Below are 16553 nucleotides of genomic sequence, written 5' to 3' on the forward strand. Positions count from 1 at the left end.
GGGATAAAAAACAGATCGTTTTGGCCGACAAGAGGAGAGATCATATATGTTTGTTCACCTGCATCTTCATACAGAATACAGCCTGCTAGATGGCGCCTGCCGTATTGAGCAGCTGCTGGATACGGCAAAAGCTCGCGGGGACAAAGCGGTCGCCATTACCGACCACGGTGTCATGTATGGTGCGGTGGATTTTTACAAAGCGGCAAAAGCCCGCGGCATTAAACCGATTATCGGCTGTGAGGTCTATGTTGCCCAGCGCAGCCGCTTTGACCGTACCCGCGAACTAGACGGCGAAAACCGCCATTTGGTTCTGCTGTGTGAAAACAATGAGGGTTACCAAAACTTGATTCAGCTAGTCAGCCGCGCATGGACCGAGGGCTTTTACAGCAAGCCGCGCATTGATTTTGAGCTTTTACAGAAATATCATACGGGAATCATCGCTCTGTCGGCCTGCTTAGCCGGCGAAATTCCGCGTGCCCTTTCTGCAAATGACTATCCGCGCGCAAAAGAGGCCGCTCTGCGCTATGAATCCATCTTTGGAAAAGACCATTTTTACCTTGAACTGCAGGACCACGGCCTGCCGGAGCAAAAACGTGTCAATCCGGGTATTCTGCGCCTTTCCGAGGAGACCGGCATTCCGCTGGTCGTGACCAACGACTGCCATTATATCCGCAAAGAAGACAGCGAGATGCACCATGTCCTGCTGTGTATTCAGACAAACCATACGCTTGATGAAGAGGGCGGGCTGGACTTTGGCAGCAAAGAGTTTTACTACAAAACGGAAGAAGAAATGCGCGCACTGTTTCCGCAGCACCCCGAAGCGGCCGACAACACGGTAAAGATTGCAGAGCGCTGCAATGTCACGTTTGAGTTTGGCAAAACGAAGCTGCCGCGCTTTGATACGCCGAATGGTCAGGATAATGTTGCGTACTTCCGCGAAAAATGCTATGCCGGTCTGCACCAGCACTATGGGGAACACCCTAAGCCGGAAATTACACAGCGTCTGGAGTACGAGCTGAATACGATAGAAAAAATGGGGTATGTCAATTATTATCTCATTGTGCACGATTTTGTGCGCCACGCCAAAGAGGTTGGCATTCCGGTGGGGCCGGGCCGCGGCTCCGGCGCGGGCAGCCTTGCGGCCTACTGTATCGGTATTACCGGCATTGACCCCATTCGGTATGATCTGCTGTTTGAACGCTTTTTAAATCCAGAGCGTGTCAGTATGCCTGATTTCGATATTGATTTTGCGGACGACCGCCGTCCGGAAATGATTGACTATGTTACGCAGAAATACGGTGCGGACCACGTCGCGCAGATTGTCACTTTTGGCACTATGGCTGCGCGCGGCTCTATCCGCGACGTTGGCCGTGTTATGGGCATTCCCTATGCGGCAGTTGACAGCGTGGCAAAGCTGATTCCCACAGCTCCCGGTCAGAGCATGACCCTGCAAAAAGCGCTGGATACCGTGCCGGAACTCAGGCACCGCTATGATGAAGACCCACAGGTGCACCGCCTGTTTGATATGGCACAAAAAATAGAGGGCATGCCGCGCAATGCTTCCACCCACGCGGCGGGGGTTGTCATTACCGACAAACCAGTGGCTGAGTACGTACCGCTTGCGAAAAACGGCGACTCGACTGTCTGCCAGTACACCATGACGACACTGGAAGAACTCGGCCTGCTAAAAATGGACTTTCTGGGGCTGCGCAACCTTTCGGTTATTCACGATGCCGAGGAAATGATTCAGAGCGGGCAGCCGAATTTTCGGGTTGCCCAGATTCCACTGGATGCACCGGAAGTCTATCAAATGCTTACAGCAGGCAATACAGATGGCGTATTTCAGTTTGAGTCAGCGGGTATGCGCAGCGTTATCATGCAGCTGCGCCCAGAGGGAATGGAGGACTTAATCGCTGTTATTTCGCTTTATCGCCCTGGTCCTATGGAATCTATCCCACGCTATATTCGCAACCGCCACCATCCCGAACTTGTCACCTATGCGCACCCGCTGCTCGAGCCGATTTTAAAGGTGACCTATGGCTGCATTGTCTATCAGGAGCAGGTCATGCAGATTTTCCGCTCGCTGGCGGGCTACAGCCTTGGCCGCGCAGATATCGTCCGCCGCGCCATGAGCAAGAAAAAGCATGCCGTAATGGAGCGCGAAAAAGAAATTTTTCTGCACGGTCTGCAGAGGGAAGACGGCACATGGGAAGTGCCCGGCTGTCTGCGCAACGGTGTAGATGAAGCAACTGCACTGAAAATTTACAGTGAAATGGAGAATTTTGCTTCGTACGCATTCAATAAATCACACGCGGCGGCGTACGCATACCTGGCGTATCAAACGGCATACTTAAAGTGTTTTTACCCGCGCCAGTATATGGCAGCGCTTATGACAAGCGTGCTGGACAATTCGGCAAAGCTCTCTTCCTATATTGCCGAGTGCGGCCGCCTGCATATCCGCGTGCTGCCACCGGAAATCAATTCCAGTGCGGCAGAGTTTACCGTTGTCGGCAAAGATATCCGCTTTGGGCTGCTGGCTGTGCGCAACCTTGGCCGCGGCTTGATCGATTCTGTACTTGAGGAGCGCAAAACTTCCGGAAACTTCCGCTCCTTTTATGATTTCTGCAAGCGCACATTCGACCAGATGAACCGCCGCGCACTGGAAAGCCTGATTCGCTGTGGTGCACTGGACCGCCTGGGCAACAACCGCCGCGAAATGATGACGGCTGTTCCGGGTATTTTAGAGGCCCTTGGCAGCGACAAGCGGCGCAATATCGAGGGTCAAATCGGCTTTTTCGACCAGCCGGGCGGTGGGGAAGAGGATACCTTTCAAATTGATGCCATGCCGGACTACAGCCCACAGGACAAGCTGACTATGGAAAAAGAAGCGACCGGCATGTTTCTTTCCGGCCACCCGATGGCAGCCTATGCAGGGCTTTATCAAAAAATTGGCGCCGCGAAAATTGGGGATATACTGGAATGCTTTTCGACACAGGGCGACAGCCGCTGGCACGACAACGACCGCATCACAATTTTAGGGATTGTTTCCGCAGTTAAAACCAAAGTGACGAAAAACAACAGCACCATGGCCTTTGTCACATTAGAAGATTTTAACGGCAGTATGGAGATTCTAATTTTCCCGCAGGCACTGGCGCGCTTTGCCCTACTACTCAATGAGGGGCGGGTGCTGTGTGCTACCGGCCGCCTGAGCGTGCGTGAGGACGAGGACCCAAAGCTTTTGTGTGACGAGATTCGCCCGGCAGAAGAGCTGCAGGAGTCCGTATCCAAAATCGGGCAGCCTGCCGGAAAGCACGTGAAACCAGGTCTTTACCTGCGGGTAAGCAGCAAAGAGGACACCGGCTACCTGCACGCGAAAAAGTACCTCGCTGTCTTTGACGGCCGCACACAGCTGTACGTCGTCTTTCAAAAAGAAAAAGAGTTTTTCCGTGCACCTGCTTCTATGGGGGTCGATGTAAACGAAGTTTTGCTGCAGGCCCTGCGGCAGGTGCTGGGTGATGGAAATGTCGCTTATGTGAAATAATTTTCCATGAGTATGATATAATTGTCCATATTATTTCCTTGTAGTGCATTAAAAAATAGCTTATAATAGAACTATATGAAGTTCTGCGGGTATTTTTGTTTCCCGCAGGCTGCCTGTAGTAAGAGGATAATTGGAGGTAATTTGAAATGAGTGCAAAGTCCATTGCTGTTCTCACCAGCGGCGGCGATGCTCCTGGCATGAATGCAGCAATTCGCGCAGTAGTCCGTGCGGGTATCGCAAAAGGCTTTAGCGTACTGGGTGTGCGCCGCGGCTACAATGGCCTGCTTAACGGCGATGTATATGAAATGAATCTGCGCAGTGTATCCGATATTATCGGCCGCGGCGGCACAATTCTATATACCGCGCGCAGCCCAGAGTTTAATACACCTGAGGGCGTAAAAAAGGCTGCAGATGTCTGCAAGAGGCTGAATGTTGTCGGTGTTGTGGTCATTGGCGGCGACGGTTCTTTCCGCGGCGCGCGCGACCTTACCAATGCAGGTGTGCCGTGCATCGGCCTGCCGGGCACCATCGACAACGATATTGCCTCCAGTGAATATACCATCGGCTTTGATACAGCAATGAATACCGCAGTCGAAATGATTGACCGCATTCGTGATACAACCGAGTCCCATGACCGCTGCAGCGTTGTCGAGGTCATGGGCCGCCACTGCGGCGACCTTGCCCTGCAGGTTGGCGTCGCGACCGGTGCAACTTCCATTTTGGTGCCTGAACTGAAGTGGGACTTCCAGACAGATATTGTCGACCGTATCCACTTTGCGCAGAAGACCGGCAAGCGCCATTTTGTCATTATGGTGGCAGAGGGCATCGGCGGCACTAATGAGATTGCAAAGAAAATACAGGAAACAACCGGCATCGAGACCCGCGCAACTATTTTGGGTCATGTGCAGCGTGGTGGTTCCCCGACTCTCCGCGACCGTGTTATCGCCAGCGCAATGGGTTACCATGCAGTAGACCTGTTGGAGAACGGCCACAGCAACCGTGTTGTTGTGCTGCGCGGCGGCAAGGTAGTTGACCTTGATATTACTGAGGCGCTGAATATGAAGCGTGTCTTTAATAAAGAACTGTATGATATTGCATTGACCATTTCCATTTAATTTTCTGTACAGCAAACGGCGCCAAAGGTATTTTGCCTTTGGCGCCGTTTTTTACGAGAGTCCAGCCACGGTTTGCTGCATTTCTTCAAAAGAAGTTGGGTCAGCTTCACAAATCTTGTGCTGTACAGAGGTCGGCTGCGAGTAAAAATATTCATAGCTAGTGGTGTCCTGGTCGAGCAAATCAGAAAGGCACAGGTGCTGGCCTTTTCCGGGAGCAGGGGAGCTATTCATCTGCATCGTCTCCGATTCGCTGCACCAAAGCACGCATTTCATTTTTTGAGCCGACTTCCCGTACTTGCTGTAGTACGGCCTGCCTTTCGACAGCGGTCATATTAGAAAAGTGCTGTGCTGCTTTGTCGTTTTCAAAAAGCGCCATGCCAAACCCCATTGGCAGTTCTCTAAGCGGTTCCACTTTCATTCCTCATTCCTGCAAAAATTTTGTTTTTTCAGCTGAAACCGAGCACTTTTGCTAGTATGTGCAGCCGCGGCGGCAATATCATAGCGGCGCGCACGCCAAAATTTTCAGCTTCTGTTTTTTGCATAAAAATTTACTGTCAGATTGGTAGTACGCACCAAAGCGGGCATACTACCTGCTGAAATGAGGTGCAGCTATGTCATACGTAAATCCGAAACTGGAAAAACAATTTGAGTCTTTGTCAATCGACCTAAAGAATGAAATCCTTGCCCGCAATGTCACCATCAACAGTATGTCCGACCTAATGGCTGTCTTGCAGCAGATTGTCGATGAGGGAAATTCGTAAAAAGAGAGAATATTTCTTTCGCGAAAAAGCTTTCTAAAAACTTATAATCTCAGAAAAAGGCCCGCAGAAGAATATTCTGCAGGCCTTTTTCTATATGAATTTTATCTTTTAAATCAATCAAAAATATTGCCGGGGCTGAGAATGTCATTGGGGTCAAACAGGTTTTTAATGCCTTTCATCAGCTCAATCTGACGCGGCGGGAACTGCAGCGGCATGTGCTTTTTGCGGGTCTTGCCGGTGCCATGTTCCGCGGTGACGGTGCCACCGTTTTTGATAGCAGCTTTATAAATGGATTCTTTCAGCTCTTCATAGTTGTCAGGCAGTTTGCCGCCTTCGCCGAGGATAAAGTTGTGGATATTGCCGTCACCGATATGTCCCAGGGAAACCACTTCACGGTGGTATTTATCGGCAAGGTCGTGTACTTCGTCAAAAAAGTGCGGCAGTGTTGACGGCGGCACGGCGACATCCATAATATCGGCGACCTTGTCTTTAAACGGCACATAGGCGTTGCTGCGCACCTCAAGAATGCGGCGCTGCTCACGTTCGCCGTCGGCGACAACGCTGTCAATAGCGTGATGCTTTTCACAGATGTCGACAATCTTTTCTACATTCGAGTACAGAAGGTCTTCTGTAGGTTCTTCTACAATGAACATCAGGTCAACAGAACCCTTTGTGCAGGGCCAGGTGGTACCCAGTTGTTTGGCCGCCTTTACAGAGATGATGCGGTCCATGTATTCGATTGCCAGCGGCGTAATGCCGTCCTGCAGGATATCTGGTACAGCAGCGGTTGCGTCGTCGTAGTTGTTGAAAGAAACCAGCAGCGTGCCGCTGAATTTGTTTTTGGCGTACAGGCGCAGCGTGACCTTAGTGATAATGCCCAGGGTACCCTCGCTGCCAATCATCAGATTCATCAGGTCAAGCCCCATGTTGTTTTTCAGCAGCTTGCCGCCAAAAGTGACAATCTCGCCGGTAGGCAGTACGACCTCAAGAGCCTTTACATGGTTGCGCATAATGCCATGCTTTACAGCACGGGTGCCGCCGGCATTTTCAGCGACCATGCCGCCCACTTGGGCGCCCTCGTCGCCCGGGTGCACCGGGAAAAACAGCCGACCTTGTTTCTTCAGGGTTTCCATCAGCTGGCTCAGGGTAACGCCAGATTCCACAGTGATCATCAGGTCTTTTTCGTCCAGTTCAATCACTTTATTCAGCCGCTCCAAAGAAAGGATGATGCTGGGCTGCGTGGGAATCGCGCCGGCGACCACGTTGGTTGCGCCGCCGCGTACGGTAATCGGCAGCAGAACACGGTTTGCGTACTTTACAATCTGCGAAATTTCCTCAGGCGTGGCCGGCTTTACCACTACGCAGGCAGGGTTGGCTTTGGGGCGCAGCAGGGGCTCGGTTTCGTCATAAAGATATCCGGTAGTAATATCGGGGTCGCAGGTGCAGCTGTCGGTGCCGACAATTTTCCGCAGGTCCTCTACTACCTTTTCCGGTGTGTTCGTCAGAAGTTCCGTATTCATTATTTTTACTCTCCTTTTTCTTACTCGATGGTCACTGGTGTAAAAAAATATAAAAAAAGATTACCTCTCGCATGGGGCGAGAAGTAATCCGCGGTACCACCCATATTTATCACTTGGTATGCGGGGTAACGGCCGCTGCCGGCTGGGCTTATTAGGCACAAAGTGCTGTTTGGTCCGCAACTCGGGGGTGATCTTTTGGCTGACTCTGTCTGTGGGTTTTCATCGTTCCCACTCTCTGCTAGGCGCGGTGCAGCTTACTTTTCCCTGTCACTGTTTTTGTTGTTTTTAATTTGGCACAATTATATAGCAGAGATCTTTTCGTTGTCAATGTGATAAAGCAACAAAATAAATATTTTGTATGAAGCACTATAATTTTTAGATAATTTTGAATAAATTAGTACTTTATTTTCAACTAAAAACTTTTTCTGCTTTTATTCGCCAAAGAAAGGCAGGACCATTTCGCAGCCCTGCGACTGCTAAGAAAGGCTGCAGATACGTAAAAACTGATACAAAAAAATAGAAATGAACTTTCAAATTTTTTGTTTTACTTTTCTTCATATTTCCTTGACTATACCCCGCAAAGTATGCAATAATAATTTAGCAACAGTGCTTTTTCGACAAAAAGCACTGGACTTTCGTTTGCTTAAAAATAAATTTCTGAATTTCTGCAAAAATGGGCAGAAATTTCAGTTTGCTTTGTATGTAGAAAGAATGATAGTTACAAAATGAAAAAAGGAACAGTACACAGTACGCGCGCCTGGGTCATTTTGGTGGCTGTTTTGGCAGTGATTGTTTTCCTTTTGTCGGTTGTTATCAGCCGCAGTGTCCTGCAGAAACAGGAGGCGGCCCGCAAGGTCTCCGCCGGTGTGTCACACTTGCAGCAGATGGAAAAAACAAACACTGCCGGGGTTGAGTCACAGGTGGCAAATATGCACCAGACAGAAGAAGTGGGAAAGCTGACGACAGGCACGGGCTCTATCTGGAAGCAGTTTCGTGACTACGCCATTTTGGGGGATTCGCGTGCGGTCGATTTTTCACAGGACGGTTTTTTGGAGAGCAGCCGTGTCTTGGCGAAAATTGGGGTGCCGATTACCGATGTCAAAAACCATTTGGCAGCTCTGAAAGCGCTCAATCCTGCGCGTGTCTTTTTGATTTACGGGTTAAATGACATTGAGTCCGGCAACTGGAATACAACACAGGCCTACAATGAGGAACTCGGCAAAACCGTGTCGAGTATTAAGCAGGCATGCCCACGAGCAACAGTTTATGTAAACTCTATTCTGTTGGTGCAAGATCCGGCCTACCGGGAATCCAAGACCTATTACCGTATTCCAGAGTACAATGCCGCGATGAAGACCTACTGTGCTCAAAATAAAATTCCATATATCGACAATGACGCTGTCTGCAAAGCACACACCGACCAGTTTGAGCCGGACGGCATTCATTATAAACAGGGATTTTACGAGTATTGGGCGAAAAATATAATAACAGAGGTCATAAAAAATGAAAAAAGCTGAGCATTATGGAATCCCCGCGGCCATGGCGGTGTGTGTTGCTGTTTTGCTTGTCTTTTTGTTTGCCATACAGCGTTCTGGTAAGGTAAGCGGTGCGGCTGTAAAGACTGTTTCCGCGGCGGTCACAGCCGTAACAGACCAGTCACAGATGAAGCAGGGGAACAACAGCATGGTCAAGCGGCTTTACGGGCTCGACCCGAATGAGTACGAGGGCGTTTCGCTGTATTACCCGTCTTCAGCGGCTGCGGCAAATGAAGTCCTTGTTGTCAAGCTGAAAGACGTAAAACAACAGGAGGGTGTGAAGGCCGCTGTTGAGGCGCGGCGTGATTCCCAAACTAAAAATTTTAACGGCTACGGCGTTGGGCAGTACGAAATGCTCAAAGCCAGTGTGCTGGATGTTTCCGGAAATTACGTATTGTACGTTGTAAGCAAAAATCCAAAAGAGGCTGATGCTGCCTTTCAAAAAGCACTGTAGGGGGCAGAGTAAATCATGGGTTTCAGCAGTCTCTTTTTTTTGTTTGCTTTTTTGCCCCTGAGCCTTCTGCTCTATTACCTTGTACCCCAAAGAGCTAAAAATGCAGTTATCATGGTGATAAGCCTTGTGTTTTACGCATGGGGTACACCAAAGTATATTGTACTGCTGCTTTTCAGTATTTGCTTCAACTACTTTGCGGGGCTGGGCATTGCTGCTGGGAAAAAAGCGCAGAAAAGGCCACAGGCGCTCGCTTATATGGTGATTGCGGCGGTTGTCAATCTTTTGCTGCTTGGCTTTTTCAAATACGACGGCTTTCTGGTTGACAACCTCAATAAACTGTTTCATACTTCATTTGCACATACGACCCTGGCACTGCCGATCGGTATCTCTTTCTATACGTTTCAAGTGCTGTCTTACATTTTTGATGTGTACATGGAAAAAGCTCCGGTACAGAAAAACTTTATCGACTTTGCTGTTTATGTCAGCTTCTTTCCCAAGGTCACTTCCGGGCCAATTGTACAGTACCATGACATGGCAGACCAACTGACCCAAAGAAGCTGCAGTTTCGTGAAATTCGGCGAAGGCGCCAAACTGTTTATCATCGGTTTGGGAAAAAAGGTTCTGCTGGCTGACTGCCTGAACACCACCTTTACCGCTGTGTCGGCCCTGCCGTTGCAAAACGTTTCTGTCCTTTCGGCGTGGGTTGGCTGTATTACTTATACGCTGATTATTTATTTTGATTTTTCCGGCTATTCGGATATGGCCATCGGCCTTGCCAAGATGTTCGGCTTTGATTTTGACAAAAACTTTGATTATCCTTATATTTCGCAGAGCGTTACCGAATACTGGCGTCGGTGGCATATTTCCCTCGGCCGCTGGTTCCGTGACTATGTCTATATTCCGCTGGGCGGTAACCGAAACGGCCTCGCAAACAATATCCGCAACATCGTGATTGTCTGGCTGTTGACAGGGCTGTGGCACGGTGCCGCATGGAACTTTATCTTTTGGGGCGGCTTTTACGGCGTGCTGCTGCTGTTTGAAAAGTTTGTCATCAAGCAGTATCTGCCGAAGATTCCAGCGGCAGTGAAGCATATCTTTACAATGCTGATGGTGATGATCGGCTGGGTGTTTTTCTTTTCGCCCTCGCTGCCTTTTGCGTTCCAGTGGGTTGGCAGAATGTTTGGCATTGGGGCTGGTGCGGCGGCGGATTCCACCGGCTGCTACTATCTGACCCAATGCCTTGCTCTGATCATCGTTGGCGCATTTGGTGCGACACCGCTTGCCGCCAAACTTTCCAGTAATCTGTCGGCTGTTACCCGCGGAAACCACAGGCTGGTACTGCGGGTTGTCGGCTGCTGCGTGGTTCTAGTGCTCAGCATTGCCTATATGGTCAATTCCACTTACAGTACATTTTTGTATTTCAAATTTTAAGAAAAAGGAGGCCCTAAAATGCAGGAAAGCGAAGACCAAAATGCCAGGGCCTCCAGTGAAAAGATACAGAGGCGCCACATGGCTTGCCAGCAGCGCAAAAAACTGCAGCAGAAGCGCCTGTGCATGGTGACAGCGTTTACGCTGACTGTTGCAATTTTGGTTGGCATTATTGTCAATCTGATTGTGCCAGATAGGACTTTTTCAGACAATGAAAACCGCAGCCTGACTTCTCTTCCGCAGTTTTCTTTTTCTGCCCTGATGGATGGCAGTTACACGGCCGCGCTGCAAAGCTATGTCGCCGACCAGTTTGTCGGCCGCGACGGCTGGATCACCCTGAAGCTCAATGAAGACCGTGCCCGTGGCGTGCGCGAGTCAAACGGCGTCTATCTGGGCAAAAACGGCTATCTTATCGAAAAACCTGCCGACCCAAAAGAGCAGGACGTACAGCATAATTTAGACGCGGTCAGCGCATTTGTCAAAAAATTCAGTACCCTGCACTACCACATGACGCTGGTACCAAATGCCGCGAGCATTCTCTCAGACAAACTGCCCGCTCATGCACCGGTGCGTGACCAGCAGGCGGACCTAAAGAGCGTACGCAAAAGACTGCCTGCCAAGGTTGTCTTTACAGATGTCACAGCGGCGCTGACAGCGCATAAAGAGGAAGCTATCTATTATCATACGGACCACCACTGGACCAGCCTGGGCGCAGACTATGCGTTTCAGGCAATGGCACCGGGACTTGGCATTTCAAAACCAATTACTAATTACGATATTTACACCGTTACAAACAGTTTTGAGGGGACTATGGCATCAAAGAGCGGCTGCTATGACACGAAAGACAGCATTGAGGTCTATGCGCCCCGAAACAGCGGCAGCAGCTATTTTGTTACCTATGAGGACACCCACAAAAAAAGCGCTTCCCTTTACCAAAGCGCGGCGCTGAAGACCAAGGACAAGTACACGGTGTTCTTTGGCGGCAACCACCCGCGCATCACGATCCAAACGACAAACAATAATCACAAGCGCCTTTTGCTGCTCAAGGATTCTTACGCCAACTGCTTTGTGCAGTTTTTGACACCGTACTATGAGGAAATCGTAATGATTGACCCGCGCTACTATTACGATGATATCGGTAAAGTTATCTCCAGTGAAGATATTACAGATGTGCTGTTTCTCTACAATTTGAATACCTATCTTTCCGATACGTCTCTTGCAGATGTGCTTTCTTCTGCCACTGCTGTGAAGTAAAAGAAATGATACAAAAATGCCGCCTGCCAGTTTGGTGGGCGGCATTTTTGTATGCGGAGCGTTAGCGGCCTTTGACGGCTGTATTTTGTGCCAGAAAAAAAGAATGCGGAAAAATGGGGATTTATACTTGACAAATTTAATAAGAATAGTATAATAGCACTCAAATGAATAATTCATACTTAATTTATATGAATTATTAACTTTAGTGCTTAAAGGAACAGCAGCTGTGCCAGATACAAAGGCAGGCCAGCGCTGCTACCTTTTACAAAAGCGCTGTGGCAAGCCTGGTGCCTGTGCCATGAGGAGCAGGTACCGTGTGCAGTTCCTGTCAATACATCAAGTGACAGGATATATAAGTCTTATCTGTGCTGCTTTTTGTCAGCCAGCCCGAGAAAAAACTTGGCAGTGGTGCGGCTTTTGCCGCAGCACAGGCCAATCAAATGAGGTGCTTATCGATGAAAATTCAGGTAAACGGAAATGATGTCACACTGGACACAGCCCCTACTATACAGGAACTGCTGGTCCTGCAAAAAGCGGAAATGCCCGATTATGTTAGCGTGCAGGTCAATGACGACTTTGTTCCGCGTGCAGAGTTTGGCACACGGCACGTCGCCGACGGTGACACTGTAGAATTTCTTTACTTTATGGGGGGCGGGCAGTGTGAAGTTCACGAATGAGCAGCTCGAGCGCTATTCGCGCAATATGATTTTAAAAGAAGTTGGTGTCAAAGGCCAGGAAAAGCTGATGCAGTCGAAAGTCCTGATTATAGGCACCGGCGGGCTGGGTGCACCGGCCGCTATGTATTTGGCGGCGGCCGGCGTGGGAACCATCGGCCTGGTCGATTATGACGTGGTTGACCTTTCCAACCTGCAGCGTCAGATTATCCACACGACTGAGGCAATCGGTAAGCCGAAAGTGGAGTCGGGCAAAGCAACTCTGCATGCGCTGAATCCGGACGTAAAGGTAGTGACGCACCGCGAGTGGGTCAGCGCCTCCAATATTCTGGACATTATCCGCGACTATGATTTTATCATCGACGGTACAGATAATTTTCCCGCCAAGTTTTTGATCAATGATGCCTGTGTGCTGGGTAAAAAGCCATTTTCCCACGCGGGCATTATCCGCTTCACCGGTCAGACTATGACCTATGTCCCCGGGGAAGGCCCTTGCTACCGCTGTGTCTTCCGCAATCCGCCTCCGCCGGATGCAGTGCCTACCTGCAAGCAGGCGGGCGTGCTGGGCGTTATGGGTGGCATTATCGGGACGATACAGGCGACAGAAGCCCTGAAATACCTTTTGGGTGTCGGCGAGCTTCTTACCGGCTATCTGCTCACCTTTGATGCATTGAAAATGCAGTTCCGTAAAGTCAAACTGGCCCATGAAAAGGATTGCCCGGTGTGTGGCGAGCACCCCACCATTACCAAACCAATCGATTATGAGCAGAAAGCCTGCGACCTAAAAAAACCGCAGGGAAAAGCAGATAAAACATAAAGCGCAGGTGCCGCTTTAGGGGGAATTAAACATGGCAGTAGATTATGCAGCTCTAAAAAAGGGCGGCTTTATGCGGCAAAAGCAAAAGGATTGTTTTTCTATGCGGCTGCATACCGTTGGCGGGCAGCTTACCGCAAAGCAACTCAAAAAGGTGTATGAAATTGCAGAAAAGTACGGCAAAGGTTACATTCACTTAACCGCCCGGCAGGGCGTCGAGATCCCATTTATTCACCTGCAGGATATCGATGCGGTGCGGGCAGAGCTGCGCGAGGGCGGCATTGAGCAGGGCGCCTGCGGACCGCGTGTGCGTACGGTGACAGCCTGCCAAGGCAGCGCAATATGTCCCAGTGGCCTGATTGAAACGCAGAAACTTGCCGAAAAACTGGACGCGCATTATTTTCGCAGGGACCTGCCGCACAAATTTAAAATCAGCATTACGGGCTGCCACAATAACTGCCTGAAAACAGAGGAAAACGACCTTGGTATCAAAGGCGCCATGCAGCCGTTTTGGGGAAAAGATGCTTGTACTTACTGTGGCGTCTGCCAGGCCGTATGTCCCGAAAAGTGTATTACTGTAGATAAAGAAAAGAAAACGGTACATATCTCCGACGACCAGTGTTCCAAATGCGGCAGATGTGTCAAGTCCTGCCCGACTGGTGCCTGGAGCGGCAAAAATGGGTATCAGGTTTCCTTTGGCGGCACTTTCGGCAACAACTTCCGCTTTGGCAAACCGCTGATTCCAATGGTCTTTACTGAAGAAAAAATAATCGAAGTGGCAGATGCCGTTATTGATTATTATCAGGAAAACGGCAGGCCCTCAGAGCGCTTTGCAAAGATGCTTGAGCGCATCGGAACGGACGGTCTGCAGGCAAAACTGCAGGAGGTAATCAAATGAAAACCACAGATGCTTTTGTAGATATAACAGATGTTGTATGCCCTATCACCTTTGTAAAGACAAAGGTTGCACTGGAGGACTTAGAGCCAGGGCAGACTTTGGAAATAAAGCTCAATGACGGCGAACCCATTCAAAATGTGCCGCGCAGCTTAAAAGATGAGGGACACCGAGTTACTGATGTTAGTCAAAATGAAGACGGTACGTACCGTCTTGTGGTCATAAAGGGAGAAGAAAGCTAAAGACTTATAAAGTGCGAGCCAACAAAGGAATGCACAATAGATGCTTTATCTGCCCCTGTAATGGCACATTTTCCGGGCTGGTGTCTTCCTATGAGAAAAGCATGTATTCGCTGTAGCACCTGTTTCTCTGCACATGGGGCAGGCAGCAGCCTATAAAGGTGCGGAAACCTGTTTCGCAAAGGTCCCGGGAATGCCTGCCGCAGGCTCGGGGCTTTTCTTTATTTTACAGTTGGAGGTATGACCAATGTTAAAAATGACAAGGGAGCAGTACGACAGCATTGTATCTCATGCGCTGAAAAACGTACCAAATGAAGCCTGCGGACTTCTCGGCGGAAAAGCGGCTGGAAAAGATGCACAGGTGCAGCAGGTCTATCTGCTTGTCAACGCCGACAACAGCCCAGAGCATTTCTCTATGAAGCCCGCCGAACAGTTTGCCGCGGTCAAAGCAATGCGGAAGAGCGGGCAGCAAATGCTTGGTAACTTCCACAGCCACCCGGCAACGCCTGCCCGCATGTCAGAAGAAGATAAACGCCTTGCGTTTGACAAGACGATTCGCTATCTTATTCTGTCTCTGCAGGAAACTGAGCCGAAACTTAAATGCTTTCATATAGACAAAAATGCCTTTGTAACTGAAGAAAAGATTGAAGTCACTGCTTAGGCTGGGCAAAAGGGAAGAGTCTCTGCACTGCTGTCCAGTAGACGGTCAATGACAGCAAAAAGCGCCTGCAGCACAGTTTTGTGCTGCAGGCGCTTCCTTATGCTTTTTTAGTACATCAGGATTTTGCCACGGGTGCTGCTTTCTTTGGTACGAGCATCAAAGTCAAGCAGTGACGTGGGCATTCCTTTGTGCACAGACCACAGCCTACGCACTTTTCAGGGTCAACCTTTGCACGGAAGTTTTCAATCGTGATTGCTTCTTTCGGGCAGACCTTTACGCATTTGCCGCAGCCAATGCAGCCGACCTTACAAACTTTGTTTGTGTCGGCGCCTTTGTCACAGTTCATGCAGTGATTAACCGCCTGGCGCTTTTTAGGTACCATGGTGATCAGATGGCGCGGGCAGACTTTCGAGCACATGGTGCAGCCTACGCAGCGGGTTGTGTCTACTACGGCGGCGCCGTTGCAGACAGAGATTGCGCCGTACTGGCACGCACGCACACAGTCGCCTACACCCAGGCAGCCGTAGCTGCAGGAGGCAGAGCCGCCGGCAACCAGGTTGGCTGCCGAGCAGCGGTCAATCCCTTCATAGTTTACTTTGTTTACGGTATTGTCGTTGTTGCCAAAGCACTGTACACAGGCAACTTTTTCTTCTATATTTCCGCCGCCAACGCCCAGGTAGTCGCTGATTGCTTTTGCTACAGCGGCTCCGCCGGGGGCGCACAGACCAGGCTGTGCTTCACCCTTTGCCATTGCGGCAGCATAGCCGTCGCAGCCGGAAAAGCCGCAGGCACCGCAGTTAGCACCGGGCAGCAGCGCACGAATGTCCTCTTCTTTCTGATCCTTCGGTACAGCCATAAAAGTAGAAGCAACTACCAGCACGACACCGCAGATCAGGCCGATAATACAGACAATGAGGACAGCAGACAGTATTGCATGAGTATCCATTTCCTTTTGTCCTCCTTAGTAGCCCAACATACCTTTGACAACGCCGGCAAAGCCAAGGAAAGACGCTGCCACAAGGGAAGCTGCGACCAATGTACTGGGCAGACCCTTCATGAATTTCGGGATATCGTTGTGTTCCAGGCGCTCACGTACACCGGCAAACAAGACCATGGCTACCAGGAAACCAACGCCAGAACCAATGGAGTTTACCAGAGCCTGTGTGTAATCTTCGCCTTTGCTGATAACCAGCTGCGTAATGCCCAGCACAGCGCAGTTGGTGGTGATCAGCGGCAGGTAAATGCCCAGTGCCTGGTACAGGGAAGGAATGTACTTTTTCAGTACGGTTTCGATCAGCTGTACCAAAGCGGCAATAACCAGAATGAACACCAGCACCTGCAGGTAGTCCATGTCATGCGGCTTTAAAATCTTGCTGTAAATCGGGTATGTGACCGCAGTGGAAATAAACATAACTGCAATAACAGCCAGGCTCATGCCTACAGCGGTTTTCAGCTTTTTAGAAACGCCCAAGAATGGGCAGATACCGAGAAACTGATTTAAAATGTAGTTTTCGGTCAATATTGCAGAAAGAAAAATTGCAAACAGATGAATTACATAAGCATTCATACAGTTTCACCCTCCTTTTTCTGTTGTTCAGCATTTACAGGAGGAACAGTACCCCTCAGAAATTTATTCTGAGCAGCGCTGCCGTTCATTTCGCA

The 16553-nt window shown here is 49.7% G+C and carries 17 protein-coding genes; 12 read left to right on the forward strand and 5 right to left on the reverse strand.

The window, feature by feature from the left end:
• The first annotated feature begins 46 nt into the window (after positions 1-46).
• Both LKE53_03555 and pfkA read left to right on the forward strand, forming a co-directional pair.
• The gene (locus LKE53_03555) at positions 47-3541 is read left to right on the forward strand and encodes a DNA polymerase III subunit alpha (protein ID MCH3971836.1); all 3495 of its coding nucleotides are present in this window, start codon (positions 47-49) and stop codon (positions 3539-3541) included.
• 146 nt (positions 3542-3687) lie between these two features.
• Positions 3688-4656 (forward strand): 6-phosphofructokinase, encoded by a 969-nt coding sequence (gene pfkA / locus LKE53_03560; GenBank protein MCH3971837.1) that lies wholly within the window; start codon positions 3688-3690, stop codon positions 4654-4656.
• A 51-nt stretch (positions 4657-4707) separates the two neighbouring features.
• Here the strand turns inward: pfkA and LKE53_03565 are convergent, their stop codons facing one another.
• Together LKE53_03565 and LKE53_03570 are read right to left on the reverse strand one after the other, a co-directional pair.
• Positions 4708-4887, reverse strand: coding sequence for a hypothetical protein (locus tag LKE53_03565; protein MCH3971838.1), 180 nt, complete (start codon positions 4885-4887; stop codon positions 4708-4710).
• Positions 4880-5074, reverse strand: a complete 195-nt coding sequence (locus LKE53_03570; protein ID MCH3971839.1) for a hypothetical protein — start codon at positions 5072-5074, stop codon at positions 4880-4882. Before LKE53_03570 ends, LKE53_03565 begins: the two co-directional genes overlap by 8 nt.
• A 193-nt stretch (positions 5075-5267) precedes the next feature.
• On the opposite strand from LKE53_03570, the gene LKE53_03575 reads away from it, so the two are divergent.
• The gene (locus LKE53_03575) at positions 5268-5417 is read left to right on the forward strand and encodes a hypothetical protein (protein ID MCH3971840.1); all 150 of its coding nucleotides are present in this window, start codon (positions 5268-5270) and stop codon (positions 5415-5417) included.
• Positions 5418-5530: 113 nt separating this feature from the next.
• Here LKE53_03575 and LKE53_03580 read toward each other — a convergent pair whose 3' ends face one another.
• Entirely contained in the window at positions 5531-6937 is a 1407-nt protein-coding gene (locus LKE53_03580; GenBank protein ID MCH3971841.1) for an FAD-binding oxidoreductase, read from the reverse strand.
• 725 nt (positions 6938-7662) lie between these two features.
• Between LKE53_03580 and LKE53_03585 the strand changes: the two genes are divergently transcribed.
• The 9 genes from LKE53_03585 to LKE53_03625 all read left to right on the forward strand — a co-directional run bounded on the left by LKE53_03585 (position 7663) and on the right by LKE53_03625 (position 14891).
• Complete coding sequence (locus LKE53_03585; protein MCH3971842.1) at positions 7663-8454, forward strand: GDSL-type esterase/lipase family protein; 792 nt, start codon at positions 7663-7665, stop codon at positions 8452-8454.
• Entirely contained in the window at positions 8441-8926 is a 486-nt protein-coding gene (locus LKE53_03590) for a DUF4358 domain-containing protein (GenBank protein MCH3971843.1), read from the forward strand. Before LKE53_03585 ends, LKE53_03590 begins: the two co-directional genes overlap by 14 nt.
• Before the next feature lie 15 nt (positions 8927-8941).
• The gene (locus tag LKE53_03595; GenBank protein ID MCH3971844.1) at positions 8942-10357 is read left to right on the forward strand and encodes an MBOAT family protein; all 1416 of its coding nucleotides are present in this window, start codon (positions 8942-8944) and stop codon (positions 10355-10357) included.
• A gap of 18 nt (positions 10358-10375) precedes the next feature.
• Positions 10376-11608, forward strand: a complete 1233-nt coding sequence (locus LKE53_03600; protein ID MCH3971845.1) for a DHHW family protein — start codon at positions 10376-10378, stop codon at positions 11606-11608.
• A 455-nt stretch (positions 11609-12063) separates the two neighbouring features.
• On the forward strand, positions 12064-12285 hold the full coding sequence (gene thiS, locus LKE53_03605) for a sulfur carrier protein ThiS (protein MCH3971846.1): 222 nt from the start codon (positions 12064-12066) through the stop codon (positions 12283-12285).
• Positions 12269-13099 carry a molybdopterin-synthase adenylyltransferase MoeB gene (gene moeB / locus LKE53_03610; protein ID MCH3971847.1) on the forward strand — a complete coding sequence of 277 codons (831 nt, stop codon included), beginning with the start codon at positions 12269-12271 and terminating at the stop codon, positions 13097-13099. Before thiS ends, moeB begins: the two co-directional genes overlap by 17 nt.
• Before the next feature lie 31 nt (positions 13100-13130).
• The gene (locus LKE53_03615) at positions 13131-13994 is read left to right on the forward strand and encodes a 4Fe-4S binding protein (protein MCH3971848.1); all 864 of its coding nucleotides are present in this window, start codon (positions 13131-13133) and stop codon (positions 13992-13994) included.
• A complete protein-coding gene (locus LKE53_03620; protein ID MCH3971849.1) occupies positions 13991-14233 on the forward strand; it encodes a sulfurtransferase TusA family protein in 243 nt (80 codons plus the stop codon). The genes LKE53_03615 and LKE53_03620 overlap by 4 nt, the downstream gene beginning before the upstream one ends.
• Before the next feature lie 244 nt (positions 14234-14477).
• Positions 14478-14891, forward strand: a complete 414-nt coding sequence (locus tag LKE53_03625) for a M67 family metallopeptidase (GenBank protein MCH3971850.1) — start codon at positions 14478-14480, stop codon at positions 14889-14891.
• Between the two features lie 115 nt (positions 14892-15006).
• Here the strand turns inward: LKE53_03625 and LKE53_03630 are convergent, their stop codons facing one another.
• A complete protein-coding gene (locus LKE53_03630) occupies positions 15007-15837 on the reverse strand; it encodes an RnfABCDGE type electron transport complex subunit B (GenBank protein MCH3971851.1) in 831 nt (276 codons plus the stop codon).
• Positions 15838-15852: 15 nt separating this feature from the next.
• The gene (locus tag LKE53_03635; protein ID MCH3971852.1) at positions 15853-16458 is read right to left on the reverse strand and encodes an RnfABCDGE type electron transport complex subunit A; all 606 of its coding nucleotides are present in this window, start codon (positions 16456-16458) and stop codon (positions 15853-15855) included.
• Between the last annotated feature and the right edge of the window lie 95 nt (positions 16459-16553).

It is taken from the genome of Oscillospiraceae bacterium (assembly GCA_022483045.1).
GTDB lineage: Bacteria > Bacillota > Clostridia > Oscillospirales > Acutalibacteraceae > Caproicibacterium.

What these genes read in the sequence shown, in the direction of transcription:
- thiS (MCH3971846.1), top strand. Translation starts at nt 12,064, where the DNA reads ATGAAAATTCAGGTAAACGGAAATGATGTCACACTGGACACAGCCCCT.
- LKE53_03620 (MCH3971849.1), top strand. Translation starts at nt 13,991, where the DNA reads ATGAAAACCACAGATGCTTTTGTAGATATAACAGATGTTGTATGCCCT.
- LKE53_03595 (MCH3971844.1), top strand. Translation starts at nt 8,942, where the DNA reads ATGGGTTTCAGCAGTCTCTTTTTTTTGTTTGCTTTTTTGCCCCTGAGC.
- LKE53_03570 (MCH3971839.1), bottom strand. Translation starts at nt 5,074, where the DNA reads ATGAAAGTGGAACCGCTTAGAGAACTGCCAATGGGGTTTGGCATGGCG.
- LKE53_03555 (MCH3971836.1), top strand. Translation starts at nt 47, where the DNA reads ATGTTTGTTCACCTGCATCTTCATACAGAATACAGCCTGCTAGATGGC.
- LKE53_03585 (MCH3971842.1), top strand. Translation starts at nt 7,663, where the DNA reads ATGAAAAAAGGAACAGTACACAGTACGCGCGCCTGGGTCATTTTGGTG.
- LKE53_03630 (MCH3971851.1), bottom strand. Translation starts at nt 15,837, where the DNA reads ATGGATACTCATGCAATACTGTCTGCTGTCCTCATTGTCTGTATTATC.
- LKE53_03635 (MCH3971852.1), bottom strand. Translation starts at nt 16,458, where the DNA reads ATGAATGCTTATGTAATTCATCTGTTTGCAATTTTTCTTTCTGCAATA.
- LKE53_03565 (MCH3971838.1), bottom strand. Translation starts at nt 4,887, where the DNA reads ATGAATAGCTCCCCTGCTCCCGGAAAAGGCCAGCACCTGTGCCTTTCT.
- LKE53_03625 (MCH3971850.1), top strand. Translation starts at nt 14,478, where the DNA reads ATGTTAAAAATGACAAGGGAGCAGTACGACAGCATTGTATCTCATGCG.
- pfkA (MCH3971837.1), top strand. Translation starts at nt 3,688, where the DNA reads ATGAGTGCAAAGTCCATTGCTGTTCTCACCAGCGGCGGCGATGCTCCT.
- LKE53_03575 (MCH3971840.1), top strand. Translation starts at nt 5,268, where the DNA reads ATGTCATACGTAAATCCGAAACTGGAAAAACAATTTGAGTCTTTGTCA.
- LKE53_03615 (MCH3971848.1), top strand. Translation starts at nt 13,131, where the DNA reads ATGGCAGTAGATTATGCAGCTCTAAAAAAGGGCGGCTTTATGCGGCAA.
- LKE53_03600 (MCH3971845.1), top strand. Translation starts at nt 10,376, where the DNA reads ATGCAGGAAAGCGAAGACCAAAATGCCAGGGCCTCCAGTGAAAAGATA.
- LKE53_03590 (MCH3971843.1), top strand. Translation starts at nt 8,441, where the DNA reads ATGAAAAAAGCTGAGCATTATGGAATCCCCGCGGCCATGGCGGTGTGT.
- LKE53_03580 (MCH3971841.1), bottom strand. Translation starts at nt 6,937, where the DNA reads ATGAATACGGAACTTCTGACGAACACACCGGAAAAGGTAGTAGAGGAC.